Here is a 16669-nt window from a genome sequence, read left to right on the forward strand (position 1 = left end):
TTCGCGCCAACGGTTTGGCGTGTCGGTGCCAGGCACCGACTAAGACACCTTTTGCGACGGCGTCACCCGACTTCACGACGGTTTGTGCCTGAACCAGTCTACGACCTACTTGGTCAGTCGGCCCAGAGCTGAGCGAATCAGGCTGCCCCGAATCACTTCGAGCTGCCCGGCGATTTCTACCGCCATTTCGGCAGCCTTTGCCCGGCTCGAGGCGTCTTTACGCCGAGCCAGGGGCACCAGGGCACTCTCAATCAGACCCAGCTCACGTTCAGCGGCCCCACGGAACCCACGCAGGTGGCGCGGTTCGATGCCGCTGCGCTGCAGCTCCACGAGGGCACGCAGCACGTTCAGTGCCCCATCGCCGTAGTAATCGGCGGGCAGGATGATCGACGCCGAAACGGCATCGTGCAGCAGGGTCGCCGATGCTCCCGCTTCGCGCAGGAGGTCTTCCCGGGAGAGCCGTCGCACGGTGGCGAGCATCGACGGCCCCGGAGTCGTTCCGCCCGGCAGCACCGGCGAGAGACCGGCGTCCAGATCGTCCAAATAAGAACGGATAACTTTCAACGGCAGGTAGTGATCGCGCTGCATCGACAAAATCAGCCGTAACCGATCCACGTCGCCCGTGCAGAACTTGCGATAGCCCGATTCAGTGCGAGCCGGCGAGACCAGACCCTGCTCCTCGAGAAAACGCAGCTTGGACGGGGTGAGATCAGCGAATTCCGGCGTGAGGCGTGCCAGTACCTGGCCGATGCTCAGCAACGGCGCCGAGCCCGGGGACTGGGCCTTCGCCGCCGACACGGGCCGAGCCTGAGCGGCGCTTGCCGCCACTAGTCGCTCGCCGCGCGGGCGAGGTCAAGGCGGGAGGCGTAGAAGGTCAGGCGGAATTTACCGACCTGCACCTCCGTACCGTCGGTGAGGCGCGCGGTTTCGATGCGCTCCCCCTCGTAGTACGTGCCGTTGAGCGAGCCGAGGTCTTTGACGGTGAACGCGGTGCCGTTCCGCAGAAATTCGGCGTGACGGCGGGACACGGTGACATCGTCGAGAAAGATGTCGGCGTTGGGGTGCCGGCCGACACTCGTGAGATCGGCGTCCAGCAGAAAGCGGGCGCCGGCATTGGGGCCACGCCGCACCACCATGAGCGCAGAGCCCGACGGCAACGCTGCGATCGACTCCTGCTCCTCTGCGGTCACGTTGGAGTCGATCGACGCGATCTGGGCGGCGAACTCCTGGCTGAAGTTCATCGTCGTATCGGTGCTGAGCATGTCGTGCACCGTCGTCGCTTCACCGGACACGGCGTCGATGGGCACGGCGTCGATGGGCACTGAGCCGTTGGACGACACCGCGCTGGACGATGCTGGGGTGGACTGCGCCTTGCTGGGCATTGCTTCGCCTGTCGTCGGGTTCTCTGGCTGATCTGCGGGCACGTGCTCGTTCTGCTCCTCGGAATTATTCCTACCGGAAAGATCGACCATCATGCACCTCCTATCGTTCCAGCGTATCGGAAGATACACCCTCGGAGACCCTCGGTTGTCGAATCACTCGCATCGCTTCAATGGCGTAGATAATGCCGGCCCACCAGTACAGAAAAGCGCCCCAGATTCCGAAGGCCCACCCCACCGGCTGCGACCACCATTCCAGCTGCGGAAATGCCTGCCCCAGCATGAGCATCGGCAGGGCGTAGAACAGGCAGAAGGTAGCGACCTTGCCCAGTTGGTGCACCGGGAGCGGTCCGAAACCGAAGTTCGCGAGGACGATTCCGAGAGCCAGCAGAAACACATCGCGCCCCACCACGACGAGCACGATCCACCACGGCACGAGTTCGCGCCAGGCCAGGCCGATCAGCGCAGCGAAGATATAGAGGCGATCGGCGGCCGGATCCAGTAACTGACCGAGGCGGGTGATCTGGTTCCAACGGCGGGCCAGAAAGCCATCCAGCCAGTCCGTGAAACTAGAGATGCTGAGCACGACGAGCGCCCAGGCATCCTCCCCCTGAGCCAGCAGCACCAGGAACACCGGCACGAGCAGGAGACGCAGAAAACTCAGCACGTTGGGCAGGTTCAATACCCGATCGCTCACCGTGCCGTTCACTGGGCCTGTCACATACGCAGTCTATCGAGCGGCCGACCGGAACCGCACGGCAATGCACTCCACGCCCGGCGGTTCGGTCAGCCCAGTCGCGCCCGCAGCGCCGGCCAGCTGGCAGCGAAACCGGGATGCAGCGCGAGCAGGTCCACCCCGTCGGCGGGCACCCACCGCAGGGCAATGCTCTCCAGATCGCTGATGACCGGCTCGAACACCTCGGTGGCCTCGACGACGACGGTCGTGTAGGACCAGAATCCTAGGTCGAATCGCGACGTAAATTTCAAAGTCACGAGGTGGGCCGGGACGCCCGCTTCTTCCCGCGCTTCGCGCAGCGCCGCGTCGAAAGCGGTTTCGTTCTCGTGACGGGCGCCACCGGGTAGTCCCCAGGTATCACCAAAATGGCTCCATACCGCGCGATGCTGCAGCAACACCCCACGGTCGGGATGATGCACGAGCAGACCGGCTGCCCCGAATCGGCCCCAATATTTGCGGCCGTCCGGACTGTAGACCCAGGCGTCGCCGCTGTCTCGATCCACGCCAGGACGAGGCACACCGGCCGCAGCCGGACCAGACACGCTAGAACCGTCAGTCATGCTCTAAGCATGCCCGTCTGCGACCCCAAAAAGAATTCAGGCGGCCGGCGAATTGCCGCTGTCGGTGGATTCTCGGTCCCTAGATCGACATGATGGCGTGCATCGGGGCTGTGCCCAGACGTTCGCGACCGTGCAGATCGGTCAGTTCGAGCACGACGCCGACACCGGAGACGGTGTAGCCGGCCCGTTCGATCAGCCGGCTCGTGGCTGCGATGGTGCCCCCCGTTGCCAACACGTCGTCGAGAATCAAGACGCGGGTACCGGCGGGCAGCTGGCCGACCTCAAGTTCCAGGCGTGCCGAGCCGTACTCGAGGTCATATTCTTCGGTCAGCACAGTGCCGGGCAGTTTGCCGCCCTTGCGCACGGCCAGAACGGATGTCTGCGCTGCGTACCCGACGGCGGCCGCCAGCAGAAAGCCGCGCGCCTCGATGCCGGCCACTGCATCGAACTGGCCGCGGTGCTGGTCGGCCAGGTCATCGACGATCGCGCGGAAGGCGAGGGCATCAGCGAAGACCGGGTTCAGATCGCGGAACACGATGCCGGGCTGGGGAAAATCGGGATAGGAGGCCAGAAGTGCTTCGACGTGGCTGGCGGCAGAGGACGGCGAAGTGGGAGCAGAAAGTTGAGTCACTGATTCATCTTAAGCTGCGTTGCCCGCAGCCGTATGCGGAAGGAACGGCCAGGGTCAGGATTCCGAGCGCTCCGGAGCCAGCTCATCGGCGGGTACCTTCGGAGCGCTCGGCACCGTAGCTATCGCGCTCATCGAATCCAGAAAATGCACGACAGCGATCTGCTGGTCGCCGGTGAGCTCGAGGACGACCCGCATCATCTGCTCGTGGGTGGCAGCAAGCGAGTCGCGCATCTCGTCGTGCGACGACTGCGTGGCGAACAGCCGCTGCGCGCGCCCGTCTGACGGGTTCACCTCGCGGCGAATATGACCGGATGCCGACAATCTCGCGAGAAGTTTTGCCGTGGCCGCCGAGGAGATGTTCAAGAATTCGCTGAGATCCTTCGGGCTGGCGACCCGGTCCTGCCGCTCGCACGCGATGAGATGACGCAGCGCCATCAGATCGGTTTCGTTGACGTTCATCTCGGCCTGCGCACGATGACGCATGGCGGCATCGGCTACCCGAAAGCGACGCACGGCACGCAAGACCTCGATGGCGAAAGAAACACCATGTTTCTCAGGGTCATACCAGTACGACCCCTGTTGCCGGGGGTTACGCTCATCTTGGATCATATGACCATGCTAACGTGAGCAGTCGCTAACCTGGTTAGTTATTCGTGTAATGATCGGGTTGACCTAGGAAGGAGAGCACGTGCACACCGCCAACGCGCTGAATGAACACGAAATTCTGCTGGTTGATGAGCACACGCACGACGGAACAGCACCCCAGCCCAACGGGTCGCCGCCAACACTGCCGGCACGAGTACAGCACGTGGACCGTGTTCATGCTTGACACGGTCCCGGCCGGAGTAGAAATCGAGCTGGCTCGATTCTTCGCTGCCGCACGCCTGCGGGCGAGCGACTACGGCGAGCACTACGTCGCCCTCTGGGATTCCCTGGCCCAGGCCAGCAGTGGCGGCAAGCGCGTGCGCCCCGCCCTGGTCCTGGCGGCGTATGCCGGTTTTGGCGGGCGCGATCAGGGCCTCGTCGCTCCGGTCGCAGTGAGCTTCGAGCTGCTGCACACGGCCTTCCTCATCCATGACGACGTCATCGACCGCGATCTGACCCGCCGCGGGGTGGCCAACATTGCCGGTCGCTTCAGTGACCGCGCGCTCGCCCACGGTGCAGCGGCCGACCAGGCCGGGGTTTGGGCTGCGGCAGCGGCAATTCTCGCGGGCGATCTCGCCCTGAGTGAGGCACACCGCGCGCTGGCGAAACTGCCGGTCGATGTGCCCACCCGGCTGCGCCTGCTCGACCTGCTTGACCGGGCCGTTTTCGTCTCGGCAGCCGGGGAGCTGGCCGACGTCACCAATAGCTCCGCGCGGCATCCGCTCACGGTGGCCGAGGTCATCACCACCCTCGAGAATAAGACCGCCGTGTATTCCTTCGAAGCCCCATTGCAGGCCGGAGCGGTACTGGCCGGGGCCGGGGCCGATGCGATTCGCGTTCTCGGCCGCTACGGACGACTCGTTGGAGTGGCGTTCCAACTGACCGATGACCTGCTCGGCGTCTTCGGCGATCCACTGAAAACCGGCAAGAGCGTGACGGCCGACCTGCGCGAGGGCAAGCAGACCGCCCTGATCGCCCACGCCGGCAGCACCGCCAGCTGGTCGCTGATCGCTCCCTATCTGGGCAAGGTCGACCTGAATGACGACGAAGCGGAACGCGCCAGGGAATACCTGCGCGCGTGCGGGGCGAAGGAAGCGGCCGAAGGCCTGGCCTACGACCACTCCCGACTGGCGGTGGAGGCCCTCGACCCGGCGATCATTCCGGCGGAACTGCGCGCCAGCCTGATTGAACTCGCCGAAGCCGCCGTGAATCGGTCACGCTGATGGGCCCATTTCGGGCCGCGGTTCAAACCGGCAGCACGACCACCAACCTGAACAAGTACGCCGAGACGGCCCGGGCGAGCTCGACGACCGTCATCGGGCACTATTCCACCTCGTTCGGACTGGCCACCCGGCTGCTCGACGCCCGGGTGCGCACGCCGGTGCGCACCATCTATGCGCTCGTGCGCATCGCCGACGAGATTGTGGACGGCGCCGCCGCCGAGGCCGGTGTCTCCGTCGAGGAACAGCGGCACCTGCTCGACGAGCTCGAACTCGAGACCGAGCGGGCGATCGTACGCGGCTACAGCACGAACCTGGTAGTGCACGCCTTTGCCGCAACGGCCCGCCAATCGGGCATCGACTCCAGTCTGATCGCCCCATTCTTTGCGTCGATGCGCCGGGACCTCGACCCGGGACCATTCACCGCCGAGGGCGTCGCCGAGTATATTTACGGCTCGGCCGAGGTGATCGGACTCATGTGCCTGCGCTGCTTTCTGCAGCACTCACCCCGCACCGCCGCCGAAGTCAGTGTGCTCGAAGACGGTGCCCGCCACCTGGGCGCGGCCTTTCAGAAGATCAATTTTCTGCGCGACCTGTCCTGCGATCGTGAAGTGCTCGGCCGCAACTACTTTCCGGGAATCGAGCCGCTGAACCTCAGCGACCCGCAGAAGAATGCGATCCTCGACGACATTGATGCCGACCTCGAAATCGCCAGCGCCGTGCTGCCCCTGCTGCCCGCCAGCTGCCGCCGGGCCGTGGCCGCAGCGCAGGGCCTGTTCACCCGCCTGTCGAATCGACTGCGGTCGACACCGGCCGATCGATTACTGCGCTCCCGCGTTCGGGTGCCGGATGGAGAAAAATTCGTGATTGCTCTGACCGCTACCCTCGGACCCGGCGCGTGGAAGCGATGACCGGCCCAGGAACCACCGGCACCGGACGCACCCGCACGATCGTGATCGGCGGCGGTATCGCCGGCCTCGCGAGTGCAGCCCTGCTCGCCCGCGAGGGCCATGAGGTGACCCTGCTCGAGGCCCGTTCCGAGCTCGGCGGGCGGGCCGGCGTGTGGAACACCGACGGCTTTCGCTTCGACACCGGCCCGTCGTGGTATCTCATGCCGGAGGTATTCGAGCACTTTTACCGCCTGCTCGGCACCTCCGCAGCCGAACAACTCGACCTCTTCAAGCTGGACCCGGGCTATCGGGTGCACTTTGAAGGGGACAAGGCGCCGGTGGATATTCTCGCTGACCGGGCCGCTAACATCCGCTTATTTGAGCAGCTGCAGCCGGGGGCCGGGGCGGCGCTCCGCCGTTATCTCGACTCGGCCGCCGAGACCTACGACCTGGCCGTGCAGCGTTTTCTGTACTCCAGCTACGAATCGTTTCGCCCGTTTTTAGTGCCCGACGTGCTGCGGCGGCTCGGACGGCTGGCCCGTCTGCTGCTGCAACCACTGGACAAGTTCGTGGCCGGCTTTGTCAGCGACCCCCGACTGCGGCAGATCCTCGGCTACCCGGCGGTCTTTCTCGGGTCGGCGCCGAACCTGACACCGTCGATGTACCACCTCATGAGCCATCTCGATCTGGCCGACGGCGTGCTTTACCCGCAGGGCGGTTTCGGAACCCTGATCGACAGCATCTCCGCGCTCGCTCGCGCCGAGGGTGTGCAGCTCGTCACCGGCGCGCGCGTCACCGCGATTCGGGTCAGCGATCAGAAGGCCATCGCCGGGGTGAGCTACCTGGACGCCGAGGACCAGCTGCAGTATCTGCGCGCCGACACGGTAGTGTCGTCGGCTGACCTGCACCACACGGAGACCGAGCTGGTGCCGGCCGAACTGCAAACCTATCCCCAGCGCTGGTGGGACAAGCGCGTCTCGGGCCCCGGGGCCGTGCTAGTCATGCTCGGCGTGACCGGGGAAATCTCCCAGCTGCAGCACCACTCACTGTTCTTCACCACGGACTGGGGCAAGAACTTTGGGCAGATTTTCGGCAAGCGCCCCTCGGTGCCGTCACCGGCCTCGCTCTACGTCTGCATGCCGAGCGCCACGGACACGTCGGTGGCGCCGGCCGGAAGCAGCAACCTGTTCGTACTGGTGCCGGTGCCGCCCGACGTGACCCTTGGCCACGGTGGTGTCAACGGTGCCGGCTCGCGGGCGATCGAGCTGATCGCGGATGCCGCCATCGAGCAGGTCTCCCGCTGGGCCGGCATCCCCGACCTGACCGACCGGATCGTGGTGCGCCGCACCGTCGGTCCGGCCGACTTCGCCGCTGACCTGAACAGTTGGAAGGGCGGCGCCCTCGGCCCCGCGCACACCCTGCGGCAGAGCGCCTTTCTGCGCGGTTCGAACATGTCGAAGAAAATCTCGGGACTCTACTACGCCGGCGGTACCACCATTCCCGGTATTGGACTGCCTATGTGCCTGATCAGCGCCGAGATTTTGCTTAAGCGGATGCGCCACGACACGACCACGGGACCGCTCGCCGAACCGTTGCCCGCACGTCCGACTCAGTCGAACGGGGCTGCCGGAGACCCGGTGGAGTCTGCGCCGCAGCAATCGTGACCTGGCTGTACCTGCTCACCCTGCTGGTCTCGCTCGGCGGCATGGTCGTTCTGGACTGGCGCTTTGGTCTGTTCTTCTGGCACTCGCCGGTTCGAGCCGCGCTCGTGGTCGGCATCGGCGTGCTGTTCTTTCTAACCTGGGACCTGTTCGGAATCGGCCTGGGCATCTTCTACCGCGGGGAAACCACCCTGATGACCGGGCTGCAGCTGGCGCCGGAGCTACCGCTCGAGGAGATCGTCTTTCTCACCTTTCTCTGCTATCTCACCATGAACCTGGTACGGGGGGCCCAGCTCGTGCTGCACCGGCAAACCCGAGCATGACTTATCTCATCCTGAATGCGATCTTTCTGGCCGTGGCCGCCGCGATTGCCACGATGGCGCTCGCGCGCCAGTTGATTTCCCGCCGATTCGTGGTGTCCGTCACGCTGGCCCTCGCATTGACCCTGCTACTCACGGCCGTTTTCGATAACCTGATGATCGGGGCTGGACTGTTCAGCTACGACCCGGCGCATATTTCGGGTCTGTTCGTCGGTCTCGCTCCGATCGAAGATTTTGCCTACCCACTCGCCGCCGCTATTCTGCTGCCTGCACTGTGGGTTCTCCTGGGCCGTACCAAGATAGGACGAACGGATGACTGAGCAGCTCGGCACTGTGTCTTGGAAGACCCGCCAGGTGGTGCTGTCGTCCCGGCCGCTTAGCTGGATCAATACGGCTTTTCCCTTTGCCGCGGCCTACGTCGTGACCACCGGACGCATCGATGCACTGCTGATCGTTGGCACCCTGTTCTTTCTCATTCCGTACAACCTGCTGATGTACGGCATCAACGATGTCTTCGACTACGAGTCCGATCTGCGCAATCCTCGGAAGGGCGGCGCGGAGGGGGCTCTGCTGCATCCCGCTCTGCACCACCTGGTGATCGGCGCCGGCGTCGCGAACGTGGGGATCGTGGGGGCGGCGATGCTGGTGCTGGCGGGGGCGAAGCATCCGTTGTCCTGGGTCGTCCTGGCCGGGAGCCTGTTCGCCGTCGTCGCCTACTCGGTGCGCGGACTGCGGTTCAAGGAACGCCCCATTCTGGACTCAATCACCTCGAGCACGCACTTCGTCAGCCCGGCCGTCTACGGCCTCGTCGTGGCCGGCGCCACGATCACCCCTGGACTGCTGGCCCTGCTCGCGGCGTTTTTTCTATGGGGCATGGCCAGCCATGCCTTCGGCGCCGTGCAGGACGTTGAACCCGATCGCCACGCCGGAATCGCGTCGATCGCGACGGCGCTCGGCGCCTGGCCGACGGTGCGCCTCGCGATCACCTTCTGGGCCCTGGCCGGCCTGCTCATGCTGTTCACACCGTGGCCCGGGCCGCTGGCCGCTCTGCTTGTCGTGCCGTATATTCTCGCGGTTCGGCCGTTTTGGACGGTCAGCGATGCCGATTCGGGCCGCGCAAACCGGGGCTGGAAGCGCTTTCTCCGGCTCAATTTTTTGAGCGGATTTCTCGTGACCCTGCTGCTGCTCTACTCCATCCGTCTGGCAGCGTGACGCAGGCCGAGGCCAGCTAGAGTCGTGTGATGGAGCTTACTTCTGCCCGGGTCGACAGCTGGAGCTGGGGCGTTCGCCTGTTCAAGACACGGTCCATGGCCACGACCGCCTGCCGCGCTGGTCACGTCAAGGTCAACGGTGACAAAGCCAAGGCCGCGCAGGCGCTGCATATCGGCGACGAGGTACGCGTGCGCACGGCCGGATTCGACCGGGTGCTGATCGTGTCACGCCTTGTGGTCAAGCGGGTCGGGGCCTCGCTCGCCGCCGAGTGTTACGTCGACCACACTCCCCCACCGCCGCCGCGCGAGGAGGTCGCGCTGGTGCCGATGCGAGATCGAGGTGCCGGGCGGCCGACCAAGCGCGAGCGCCGGGAAATCGACGAGCTGCGCGGGCACATCACCGAGTAACCCGCAGGGGCGACGGCTATGGCTGCGCGGGCGGCTGGGCTGCCACGGGTGTTGCGGCCGCTGCTGGCACGGCCTGGGATTGCGGCGGCTTGGGCCGCGCCTCGGCCTGGGACTGATGTGACTGCGCCGATTGCAGGGCAGCGAGCATGCCGAGCGACCGTTTAATGCGGTCCTCGGCGTTCTCGTCGACGTGGCTCGCCGCCATGTTGGCCTCGATGACCGCACGCAGCACCTCGTCGCGCTGAATCTTCACCCCGCGCGGAGCGTCGATTCCGATGCGCACGCTGTCTCCGCGCGCGTCGAGCACGGTGACGACGATGTCGTCACCGATGAGGATTTTCTCCCCGGGTTTGCGTGTCAGGACCAGCATTGTTCCAGCCTATCCTTTAGGCCTGCCCCGGACGTGCCGCCCGTCGCCCACTCGGCGGCGCGGCTACACGGCCGTCCATCCATTCCACCGGAAGCCCGAACGATTCAACGGAGGTCGGTGAGGTCGTGAAGTGTCGGCCGATGGCCGCGACCGCGTCGATCGGAACGACCTCGTTGACCATGTTCACCCACCGCGTGCTGTCCTCGCTCTTGCGCCCGGCATCCACGACAACCCAGATCTGATCGGCGCCGATCGCCTCGAGGTCGGCCGCACGGGCCTCCGCGTCGGAGGCCGGGTCGATGCCGAAGGCGATAAAGGCGCTGCAGCCCTTTTCGACCCCGCGGGCACGGGCCGCGCGGGCGCTGCGCCGGTCATCCACTCGATCGGGACCGACGACGGTACCGCTGGTGAACACGTCACCACCCCCGGCGAGCCGCTGCATCAGTCGCGCAATGGTTACCGGGTCCTCGCCAAGACCAAGAATCAGTACGAGGTCTCCCGGCCGGGTGAGCGGCGCGGGAACCGCGAGGGTGCTGACCCGGCTGGGGCCGGGCGTTGACGGGGCCCCGCCGCCCTCGTACCCGGCACCGGCCGGCAGCCCTGACGGCAGCGTCGTCGCAAACGTCAGCTCGTCCATGAGTGCCGCGAAGCCGTCCGAAGCCGTTGACAGCTGCGGAGCGGTGCGGGCGATTTCGTATTCGGCATCGTCGGCATCGTCGAGCAGCGCGGCGATTCCGAGGCGTTTGTTCAGGTCGAGCCCGGAATGGGCCGAGCGTCGTTGCGACTCCGGCGCAGGCACCTCGACGGTGACTTCATAGTGTTGGCGCGCGAAGAAGCCGCGGATGCCGCCGACGGTGACCCGTTCGGCCGCGATAATGACCGCGTGCCGACCGTGCACGAGCAGGACCCGCTCCTGCACCTCGCGCATGGTCGGTCCCTTAAGCAGAAATCGAGTCGGTTCCACGAACCACACCTACCGTCTCAATGGTGACGTTCGCGGAGGTGACTTCCTGGTAGGACAGCACCGGAAGTCCGCCGGTCTGGGTCGAGACCAGTCGGCGGATGGCCGGGCGCAGTGCCGGAGCACAGACCAGCACGGCCGACAGCCCACTCGCTTCAACCGTGGCGACCGAGGCTCGCACCGAGGAGAGCACAGCTTCGATTCGAGCCGGGTCCATCAGAATCTGGGTTCCCTGATCGGAGGGACGCATCCCCTCGAGCATGCTCTGCTCCAGGGCCGGCTCGATCATGATCACACGCAGTACGGAGCCATCGAGGTACTGCGCGGTCAGCGCCGGTCCGAGAGCCATACGCGCCGCCTCGATCAAACCTTCCGGGTCATTTGAAGTTTTCGCGCGCAGGGACAGGGCCTCGTAGATGCGGGGCAGGTCGTTGATCGGGATCTGCTCGATCAGCAGTCCCTGGAGCACCCGCTGCACCTCGGCGAGGGACAGCAGGCCGGGAATCAGATCGTCGACCGATGAGGGGTTGACCTGCTTGACGCCGTCGGTGAGTACCCGCACATCTTCGCGGGTGAGCAGCCGGGCCGCGTTGATCGTGATGATCGAGGACAGATGGGTCACCACGACGGACACCCGGTCGATCACGGTGGCGCCGGTCATCTCGGCGCTGTGCCGCATCTCGCTCGGAACCCATTTGCCGGCCAGTCCAAAGACGGGCTCCACGGTTTCTGTGCCGGGCAGGGTGTCGAGAAAGTCACCGAGCGCGAGTACCTTGCCGGCCGGGGCGATTCCGCGGCCGTATTCGACGCCGGCGATGCGAATGACATAGGTCGACGACGGCAGGTCGACACTGTCCCTGGTGCGCACCGGCGGCACGACGACGCCGAGATCCATGGCGATTTTGCGCCGTAGTCCGCGCACCCGGGCGAGCAGGTCGTCCGAGGCGCCCGAGACAATATCGACGAGGTCGGGGGCGAGCATGATCTCCAGCGCGTGCACCCGCATCTGCTCGATCAGGTCCTCGGTCGTGTCGGTCTTGGCTACGCTCTTCTCGGCCGCTTCACTCGCGGCGGCGGTGGCGACGGTACTCGCCTCACGAACCTTCAGTCGTTGCGCCACCACGATGAGGGTTCCACCGACGATCAGGAACGGCAGCACCGGCATGCCGGGAATGATGGCCATCAGAATGGCAGCGCCGCCGGCGATGACCAGGGCCACGCGCGACTGCGTCAGCTGAGCGGATGCCGTCGACCCGATGTCGGTCTCCGCATTGGACCGGGTCACGATCATACCTGTGGAGACGGCCATCAGGAGTGCGGGAATTTGGGTGACCAGGCCGTCACCGATGGTGAGCAACGCGTAGGTGTTCAACGCGTCGCCGATTTCCATGCCACGCTGCAACATGCCGATGGCGATGCCACCGACCAGGTTGATGATGATGATGATGAGGCCGGCGATGGCGTCACCCTTGACGAACTTCGACGCACCGTCCATGGCGCCGTAGAAGTCGGCTTCGGCGGAGACCTCGGCGCGGCGGGCCTTGGCCTCGGCGTCGGTGATCAGGCCGGCACTGAGGTCGGCGTCGATCGCCATCTGCTTGCCGGGCATGGCATCGAGAGTGAATCGGGCGCCCACCTCGGCCACGCGCTCGGCACCCTTGGTAACCACGACGAACTGGATGACCACGAGGATGAGAAAGATAACCGAGCCGATGATGATCGAGCCGCCAACGGCGACGTGACCGAAGGCCTCGATAACCTGCCCGGCGTAGCCGTCGCCGAGCACCAGACGAGTGGATGCGACGTTGAGACCGAGTCGAAACAAGGTCGCCACCAGCAACAGCGATGGGAAGACAGAGAATTCCAGGGGCTTCTTGACGAACATGGTCGTGAGCAGGGTGACCAGGCCGAGCATGATGTTGACGATGATCAGTATGTCGAGCAGGACCGCCGGAATGGGGACGACCAGCAGCAAAATGATGCCGACAACGCCGACCGGAACGGCGAGCTTTGCGAGGTTCTTATTCACGTCAACGGCCTCCGGCTGTCTGGGTCTGGGTGGTCTGGGTTTGCGTGGTCTGGGTTTGCGTGGTCTGGGTTTGCGTGGTCTGGGTTTGCGTGGTCTGGGTTTGCGTGGTCTGGGTTTGGCTTGAGGGCATCGGGCGGGCGCCGCCGAACGGCGAGGACATGGTGTGCACGCCGGCCCCGGTACTGCCGCGGGCTTTCAGGGCCAGCACGAAGGCGAGGACCCGGGCCACGGCGTTGTACATATCGGCGGGAATCTCCTCGCCGATCTCGCAGGCCGCGTGCAGGGCTCGGGCCAGGGGGATGTCCTGCACGATCGGCACCCGGTCGGTGTCGGCCTGCTCACGAATGCGGGCGGCCACGTGGCCGAGTCCCTTGGCGATGACCCGCGGCGCTGACCGGCCCGGTTCGTACTTGAGCGCGACGGCGACGTGAGTCGGGTTGACCAACACGACATCGGCATCCGCTACCGCAGAAATCATGCGGTTGCGGCTCATCATGATCTGACGAGACCGGCGCTGGGATTTGATCAGCGGGTCACCCTCGGCGGCTTTGTTCTCATCCTTGACCTCTTTCTTGGACATGCGGGTTTTCTTGCGGTTGCGCCGCATGACCACGAAGACGTCGGCGGCGGCGAGCACGAGACCGGCCACGACGGCGGCCTGCAGGAGTGCTGCCGCGCCGCCCGTCGCCGCGATCATAAGCTCCGACACGGGGAGTCCGCCCGCAGTCATCAGCACCGGCATGAGGCCCTGAATGACCATGTACAGCACGAAGCCAACGACGGCGGTCTTGGCGAGAACCTTAACGCCTTCCCACAGTGCCTGGCCGCCGAACACCCGCTTCATGCCGGTGATGACGTTGAACTGCTCGTATTTTCCCGTGAACTTCTTAAAGTGGATGCCGCCCTGCAGCGCCGCTCCGCCGAGCACGACCACCAGGACCACGACGAAGAACGGGGTCAGCACCTCGGCCATCGAGACCAGCCCGTTACCGAGCGCCTGCACCGCAACATCGGTGTCTGGGCTGGCGGCGAGGGTACCGATCATGAACATCTGGCCGGTGCCCGCGGCCGCGCCCCGCTCGATCGTGGTGGGCAGCATGAGGGCGGCCGCGCCGACGCCGAGCCAGGCCGTGATGTCCTGGGATTTGGAGAGCTGACCCTTCTCACGCACCTCCTTCATGCGCTTCGGGGTGGCTAGTTCGGTCTTTTCGCCGGAATCCTCAGCCATTTATTGCACCCCCATAAGTGCATCGAGCGCCTCGCCGGTGAGCGAGGACACGATCTGCGGGAGGGCGACGAATACGGTCGCCGCGAGGGTGAGGGTGATGAGAATTTTGAGGGGAAAACCGAGGGCGAAGGCGTTGAGGGCCGGGGCGACGCGCGTGAGCAGGCCGAGGCCGGCATCCGCGAGAAAAAGCACGACGAGCAGCGGGCCGGCGATCTGCACGGACGCGAGGAACATTTGGGTGACGGCGGCGATGAGCGCCTGCGCGGGGTCAGCGAAGTCGATGCCGCCGCCGAGCGGAATGGCGGTGAAGCTGCGGGCGAGGCCGCCGATAATGAGCTGGTAGGCGCCGGAGGCGAACATGAGGGCGAGGGCGGTCATCTGGAACAGCCGGGTGAACTGGGCGCCGTTGACCATGGACTGTGGGTCGAAGCCCTGCGCCATCTGGAATCCGCTGAACATGTCGATCAGGCCACCGGCGGACTGCACGGCGGCGAAGATGAGGTAGACCAGAAAACCGAGCAGCGCGCCGACTACGATTTCGAGCACGAGGGCGCCCATGAAGCCCGCCGTGTTTTGCGACACGTAGCCATCGGCGACGCGCGGCGACATGGCCAGGGCGAACGCGACCGCGAGCATCCCTTTAATACGCAGCGGAATGGCGTTGTAGGAGAACGGCGGCGCGATGACGATGAACGCCACCATGCGCACACCGGACAGCATGACCGCTTCGATCCAGGCGTAGTTGAGAACGAATTCCACTCAGCCACCGCCGAGGAGGGAGGGGATCTTCTCGAACATCTGGTTGGTGAAGGCCACGGACTCGGAAATCATCCAGTGCCCGCAGATCAGCAGCGCGAAGGAGACGGCAATGGCCTTGGGCACGAAGGAGAGGGTGACTTCCTGAATCTGGGTGATCGACTGCAGCAGCGAGATGGCAAAGCCGACGACGAGGGCCGTGATGAGCATCGGCGCCGAGAGCTTGGCGGCGAGAATGAGGGCCTGCAGGCCAATATCGAGAACCGCGTTGGTATTCATGTGACCATCTGGTAACTGCCGATGAGCGAGGTGATGATGAGTCCCCAACCGTCGACGAGAATGAACAGCAAAATTTTGAAGGGCAGCGAGATCATGACCGGCGGGAGCATCATCATGCCCATGGACATGAGAGCGGCCGAGACCACGATGTCGATGACCAGGAACGGGATGAAGATGACGAAGCCGATAATGAAGGCGGCGCGCAGCTCGGAGATCATGAACGCCGGAATGAGCGTCAACAGCGTCACATCGTCGGGGCTGTTCGGGTTCGGCTGGTCGGCCGCCCGGGTCATCAGCGCGAGGTCTTCACCGCGGGTGTTGGCCATCATGAATTGCCGCAGCGGCTCGGAGCCGAGGTTGAGGGCGTCGGTGAAGGTCATGGTGCCGTCGAGGTAGGGCTGCAGAGCGACACTGTTGATGTCGGTGAGCACCGGCGACATGATGAACAGCGACAGGAACAGGGCCAGTCCGGCGAGCACCTGGTTCGGCGGAATCGATGGCAGGGCCAGCGCGTTGCGGGTCATCGCGAGCACGACGAATATCTTGGTGAAACTCGTCATCATGAGCAGCAACGCCGGGGCCACCGAGAGCAACGTGATTCCGAGGAGCGTGACGATGGCCGAAGACGGCGCGCCGTTCGGACCGTTGATGTCGACGCTCAGGCCGCCACCGCCGCTGTCGTCGGGGTTGGTCGGGTCGGTGGGCTCGGTCGGATCGGTCGGTGCGGTCGGGTCGACCGTCACGGCGTGGGAGGCGTGAGCGCCCAGCCAGAGGAAGGCGGCCGTGAGCACGATCACGAAGAGAATCAGGATGCCGACGCGCGCGACGTTGCCGCGGTTGGTCGACCGAGGGAGTACGGTGCTCACCGGCCGTTCCGAAGGGCGGCGGCAGTCTGGGACCAGGTGGCCGGGGACAGGATCGAGCCGGCCAGGCGGGAGGGCGGTGTAGTTTTCGGTGCCGGCGGGCCCTTGCGGCGCGGGCGGAATGCGAGGGTCGGCGCGAGGGTGTCGTCCGACGCGGCCGAGTCGAGGGATCGGGCGAAAATGGCGGCGGAGGCTTGGGCTGGTGACTGGGCTGGGACGGTGGTGGTGTCGGTGAGTGTAGCGACGGCATCCGCTTCACCGGCATCGTCGATGGAGGCCGGGCTGCCGTGCAGCACGCTGACGGCGTGCTCGGTGACGCCGAGAATGAGTCGCTGACCGTCAACGTCGACGACAACAACGGATGCCTTCTGGCCTACGTTGGCGCGGCCGACCACGGTGACGAGGTTTGCGGAGAGCTTGACCCGACCACCCTTGACCAGGCGGCGCTGCAGGTACCAGAGCAACCCGAACACCACGCCGAGCGAGAGGACGACCCGCAGGGCGACGATGAGGGTATCCATG

General features: G+C 65.3%; 22 protein-coding genes. 8 read left to right on the forward strand and 14 right to left on the reverse strand.

The genetic code is table 11. The annotated features are described in order from the left end of the window. Window positions 1-105: 105 nt before the first annotated feature. The 6 genes from E3T31_RS13200 to E3T31_RS13225 all read right to left on the reverse strand — a co-directional run bounded on the left by E3T31_RS13200 (window position 106) and on the right by E3T31_RS13225 (window position 3915). Window positions 106-798 (reverse strand): MerR family transcriptional regulator, encoded by a 693-nt coding sequence (locus E3T31_RS13200; RefSeq protein WP_166788501.1) that lies wholly within the window; start codon window positions 796-798, stop codon window positions 106-108. Between the two features lie 29 nt (window positions 799-827). Then, window positions 828-1262 carry an FHA domain-containing protein gene (locus E3T31_RS13205; protein ID WP_134469372.1) on the reverse strand — a complete coding sequence of 145 codons (435 nt, stop codon included), beginning with the start codon at window positions 1260-1262 and terminating at the stop codon, window positions 828-830. Between the two features lie 220 nt (window positions 1263-1482). Continuing rightward, window positions 1483-2100 carry a CDP-alcohol phosphatidyltransferase family protein gene (locus E3T31_RS13210; RefSeq protein ID WP_241977909.1) on the reverse strand — a complete coding sequence of 206 codons (618 nt, stop codon included), beginning with the start codon at window positions 2098-2100 and terminating at the stop codon, window positions 1483-1485. 65 nt (window positions 2101-2165) lie between these two features. Continuing rightward, complete coding sequence (locus tag E3T31_RS13215; RefSeq protein ID WP_134469078.1) at window positions 2166-2675, reverse strand: NUDIX domain-containing protein; 510 nt, start codon at window positions 2673-2675, stop codon at window positions 2166-2168. A gap of 79 nt (window positions 2676-2754) precedes the next feature. Further along, window positions 2755-3306: an adenine phosphoribosyltransferase gene (locus E3T31_RS13220; protein ID WP_134469079.1), complete on the reverse strand. Its 552-nt coding sequence runs from the start codon at window positions 3304-3306 to the stop codon at window positions 2755-2757. A gap of 54 nt (window positions 3307-3360) precedes the next feature. Further along, on the reverse strand, window positions 3361-3915 hold the full coding sequence (locus tag E3T31_RS13225; RefSeq protein WP_134469080.1) for a MarR family winged helix-turn-helix transcriptional regulator: 555 nt from the start codon (window positions 3913-3915) through the stop codon (window positions 3361-3363). A 79-nt stretch (window positions 3916-3994) separates the two neighbouring features. Between E3T31_RS13225 and E3T31_RS18070 the strand changes: the two genes are divergently transcribed. From E3T31_RS18070 to E3T31_RS13255, 8 genes are read left to right on the forward strand one after another with little or no spacing between them, the layout of a single operon-like run. Beyond that, window positions 3995-4135: a hypothetical protein gene (locus tag E3T31_RS18070; RefSeq protein WP_206750318.1), complete on the forward strand. Its 141-nt coding sequence runs from the start codon at window positions 3995-3997 to the stop codon at window positions 4133-4135. Continuing rightward, window positions 4128-5174, forward strand: a complete 1047-nt coding sequence (locus E3T31_RS13230; RefSeq protein ID WP_166788502.1) for a polyprenyl synthetase family protein — start codon at window positions 4128-4130, stop codon at window positions 5172-5174. The genes E3T31_RS18070 and E3T31_RS13230 overlap by 8 nt, the downstream gene beginning before the upstream one ends. Further along, a complete protein-coding gene (locus E3T31_RS17880; RefSeq protein WP_166788503.1) occupies window positions 5174-6082 on the forward strand; it encodes a squalene/phytoene synthase family protein in 909 nt (302 codons plus the stop codon). The genes E3T31_RS13230 and E3T31_RS17880 overlap by 1 nt, the downstream gene beginning before the upstream one ends. Continuing rightward, window positions 6079-7725: a phytoene desaturase family protein gene (gene crtI, locus E3T31_RS17885; RefSeq protein ID WP_166788504.1), complete on the forward strand. Its 1647-nt coding sequence runs from the start codon at window positions 6079-6081 to the stop codon at window positions 7723-7725. Before E3T31_RS17880 ends, crtI begins: the two co-directional genes overlap by 4 nt. Beyond that, a complete protein-coding gene (locus tag E3T31_RS13240) occupies window positions 7722-8045 on the forward strand; it encodes a lycopene cyclase domain-containing protein (RefSeq protein ID WP_134469082.1) in 324 nt (107 codons plus the stop codon). The genes crtI and E3T31_RS13240 overlap by 4 nt, the downstream gene beginning before the upstream one ends. Beyond that, complete coding sequence (locus tag E3T31_RS13245) at window positions 8042-8362, forward strand: lycopene cyclase domain-containing protein (protein WP_134469083.1); 321 nt, start codon at window positions 8042-8044, stop codon at window positions 8360-8362. Before E3T31_RS13240 ends, E3T31_RS13245 begins: the two co-directional genes overlap by 4 nt. Beyond that, window positions 8355-9254, forward strand: a complete 900-nt coding sequence (locus E3T31_RS13250) for a prenyltransferase (RefSeq protein ID WP_134469084.1) — start codon at window positions 8355-8357, stop codon at window positions 9252-9254. The genes E3T31_RS13245 and E3T31_RS13250 overlap by 8 nt, the downstream gene beginning before the upstream one ends. Before the next feature lie 29 nt (window positions 9255-9283). Continuing rightward, window positions 9284-9661, forward strand: a complete 378-nt coding sequence (locus E3T31_RS13255; protein ID WP_092450597.1) for an RNA-binding S4 domain-containing protein — start codon at window positions 9284-9286, stop codon at window positions 9659-9661. Between the two features lie 16 nt (window positions 9662-9677). Here the strand turns inward: E3T31_RS13255 and csrA are convergent, their stop codons facing one another. From csrA to E3T31_RS13295, 8 genes are read right to left on the reverse strand one after another with little or no spacing between them, the layout of a single operon-like run. Further along, a complete protein-coding gene (gene csrA / locus E3T31_RS18770) occupies window positions 9678-10031 on the reverse strand; it encodes a carbon storage regulator CsrA (protein ID WP_134469085.1) in 354 nt (117 codons plus the stop codon). A gap of 16 nt (window positions 10032-10047) precedes the next feature. Next, complete coding sequence (locus E3T31_RS13265; protein ID WP_134469086.1) at window positions 10048-10995, reverse strand: hypothetical protein; 948 nt, start codon at window positions 10993-10995, stop codon at window positions 10048-10050. Continuing rightward, a complete protein-coding gene (locus tag E3T31_RS13270) occupies window positions 10970-13021 on the reverse strand; it encodes a flagellar biosynthesis protein FlhA (protein WP_134469088.1) in 2052 nt (683 codons plus the stop codon). The genes E3T31_RS13265 and E3T31_RS13270 overlap by 26 nt, the downstream gene beginning before the upstream one ends. Before the next feature lies 1 nt (window position 13022). After that, window positions 13023-14249 (reverse strand): flagellar biosynthesis protein FlhB, encoded by a 1227-nt coding sequence (locus E3T31_RS13275; protein WP_134469090.1) that lies wholly within the window; start codon window positions 14247-14249, stop codon window positions 13023-13025. Then, window positions 14250-15008, reverse strand: a complete 759-nt coding sequence (locus tag E3T31_RS13280) for a flagellar biosynthetic protein FliR (RefSeq protein ID WP_134469092.1) — start codon at window positions 15006-15008, stop codon at window positions 14250-14252. Continuing rightward, window positions 15009-15284 carry a flagellar biosynthesis protein FliQ gene (gene fliQ, locus E3T31_RS13285; RefSeq protein ID WP_134469094.1) on the reverse strand — a complete coding sequence of 92 codons (276 nt, stop codon included), beginning with the start codon at window positions 15282-15284 and terminating at the stop codon, window positions 15009-15011. Then, window positions 15281-16150: a flagellar type III secretion system pore protein FliP gene (fliP, locus tag E3T31_RS13290; protein ID WP_241977911.1), complete on the reverse strand. Its 870-nt coding sequence runs from the start codon at window positions 16148-16150 to the stop codon at window positions 15281-15283. The genes fliQ and fliP overlap by 4 nt, the downstream gene beginning before the upstream one ends. After that, complete coding sequence (locus E3T31_RS13295) at window positions 16147-16668, reverse strand: flagellar biosynthetic protein FliO (protein WP_134469096.1); 522 nt, start codon at window positions 16666-16668, stop codon at window positions 16147-16149. The genes fliP and E3T31_RS13295 overlap by 4 nt, the downstream gene beginning before the upstream one ends. Window position 16669: the final 1 nt, after the last annotated feature.

This window comes from Cryobacterium sp. TMS1-13-1 (assembly GCF_004403125.1).
GTDB lineage: Bacteria > Actinomycetota > Actinomycetes > Actinomycetales > Microbacteriaceae > Cryobacterium > Cryobacterium levicorallinum.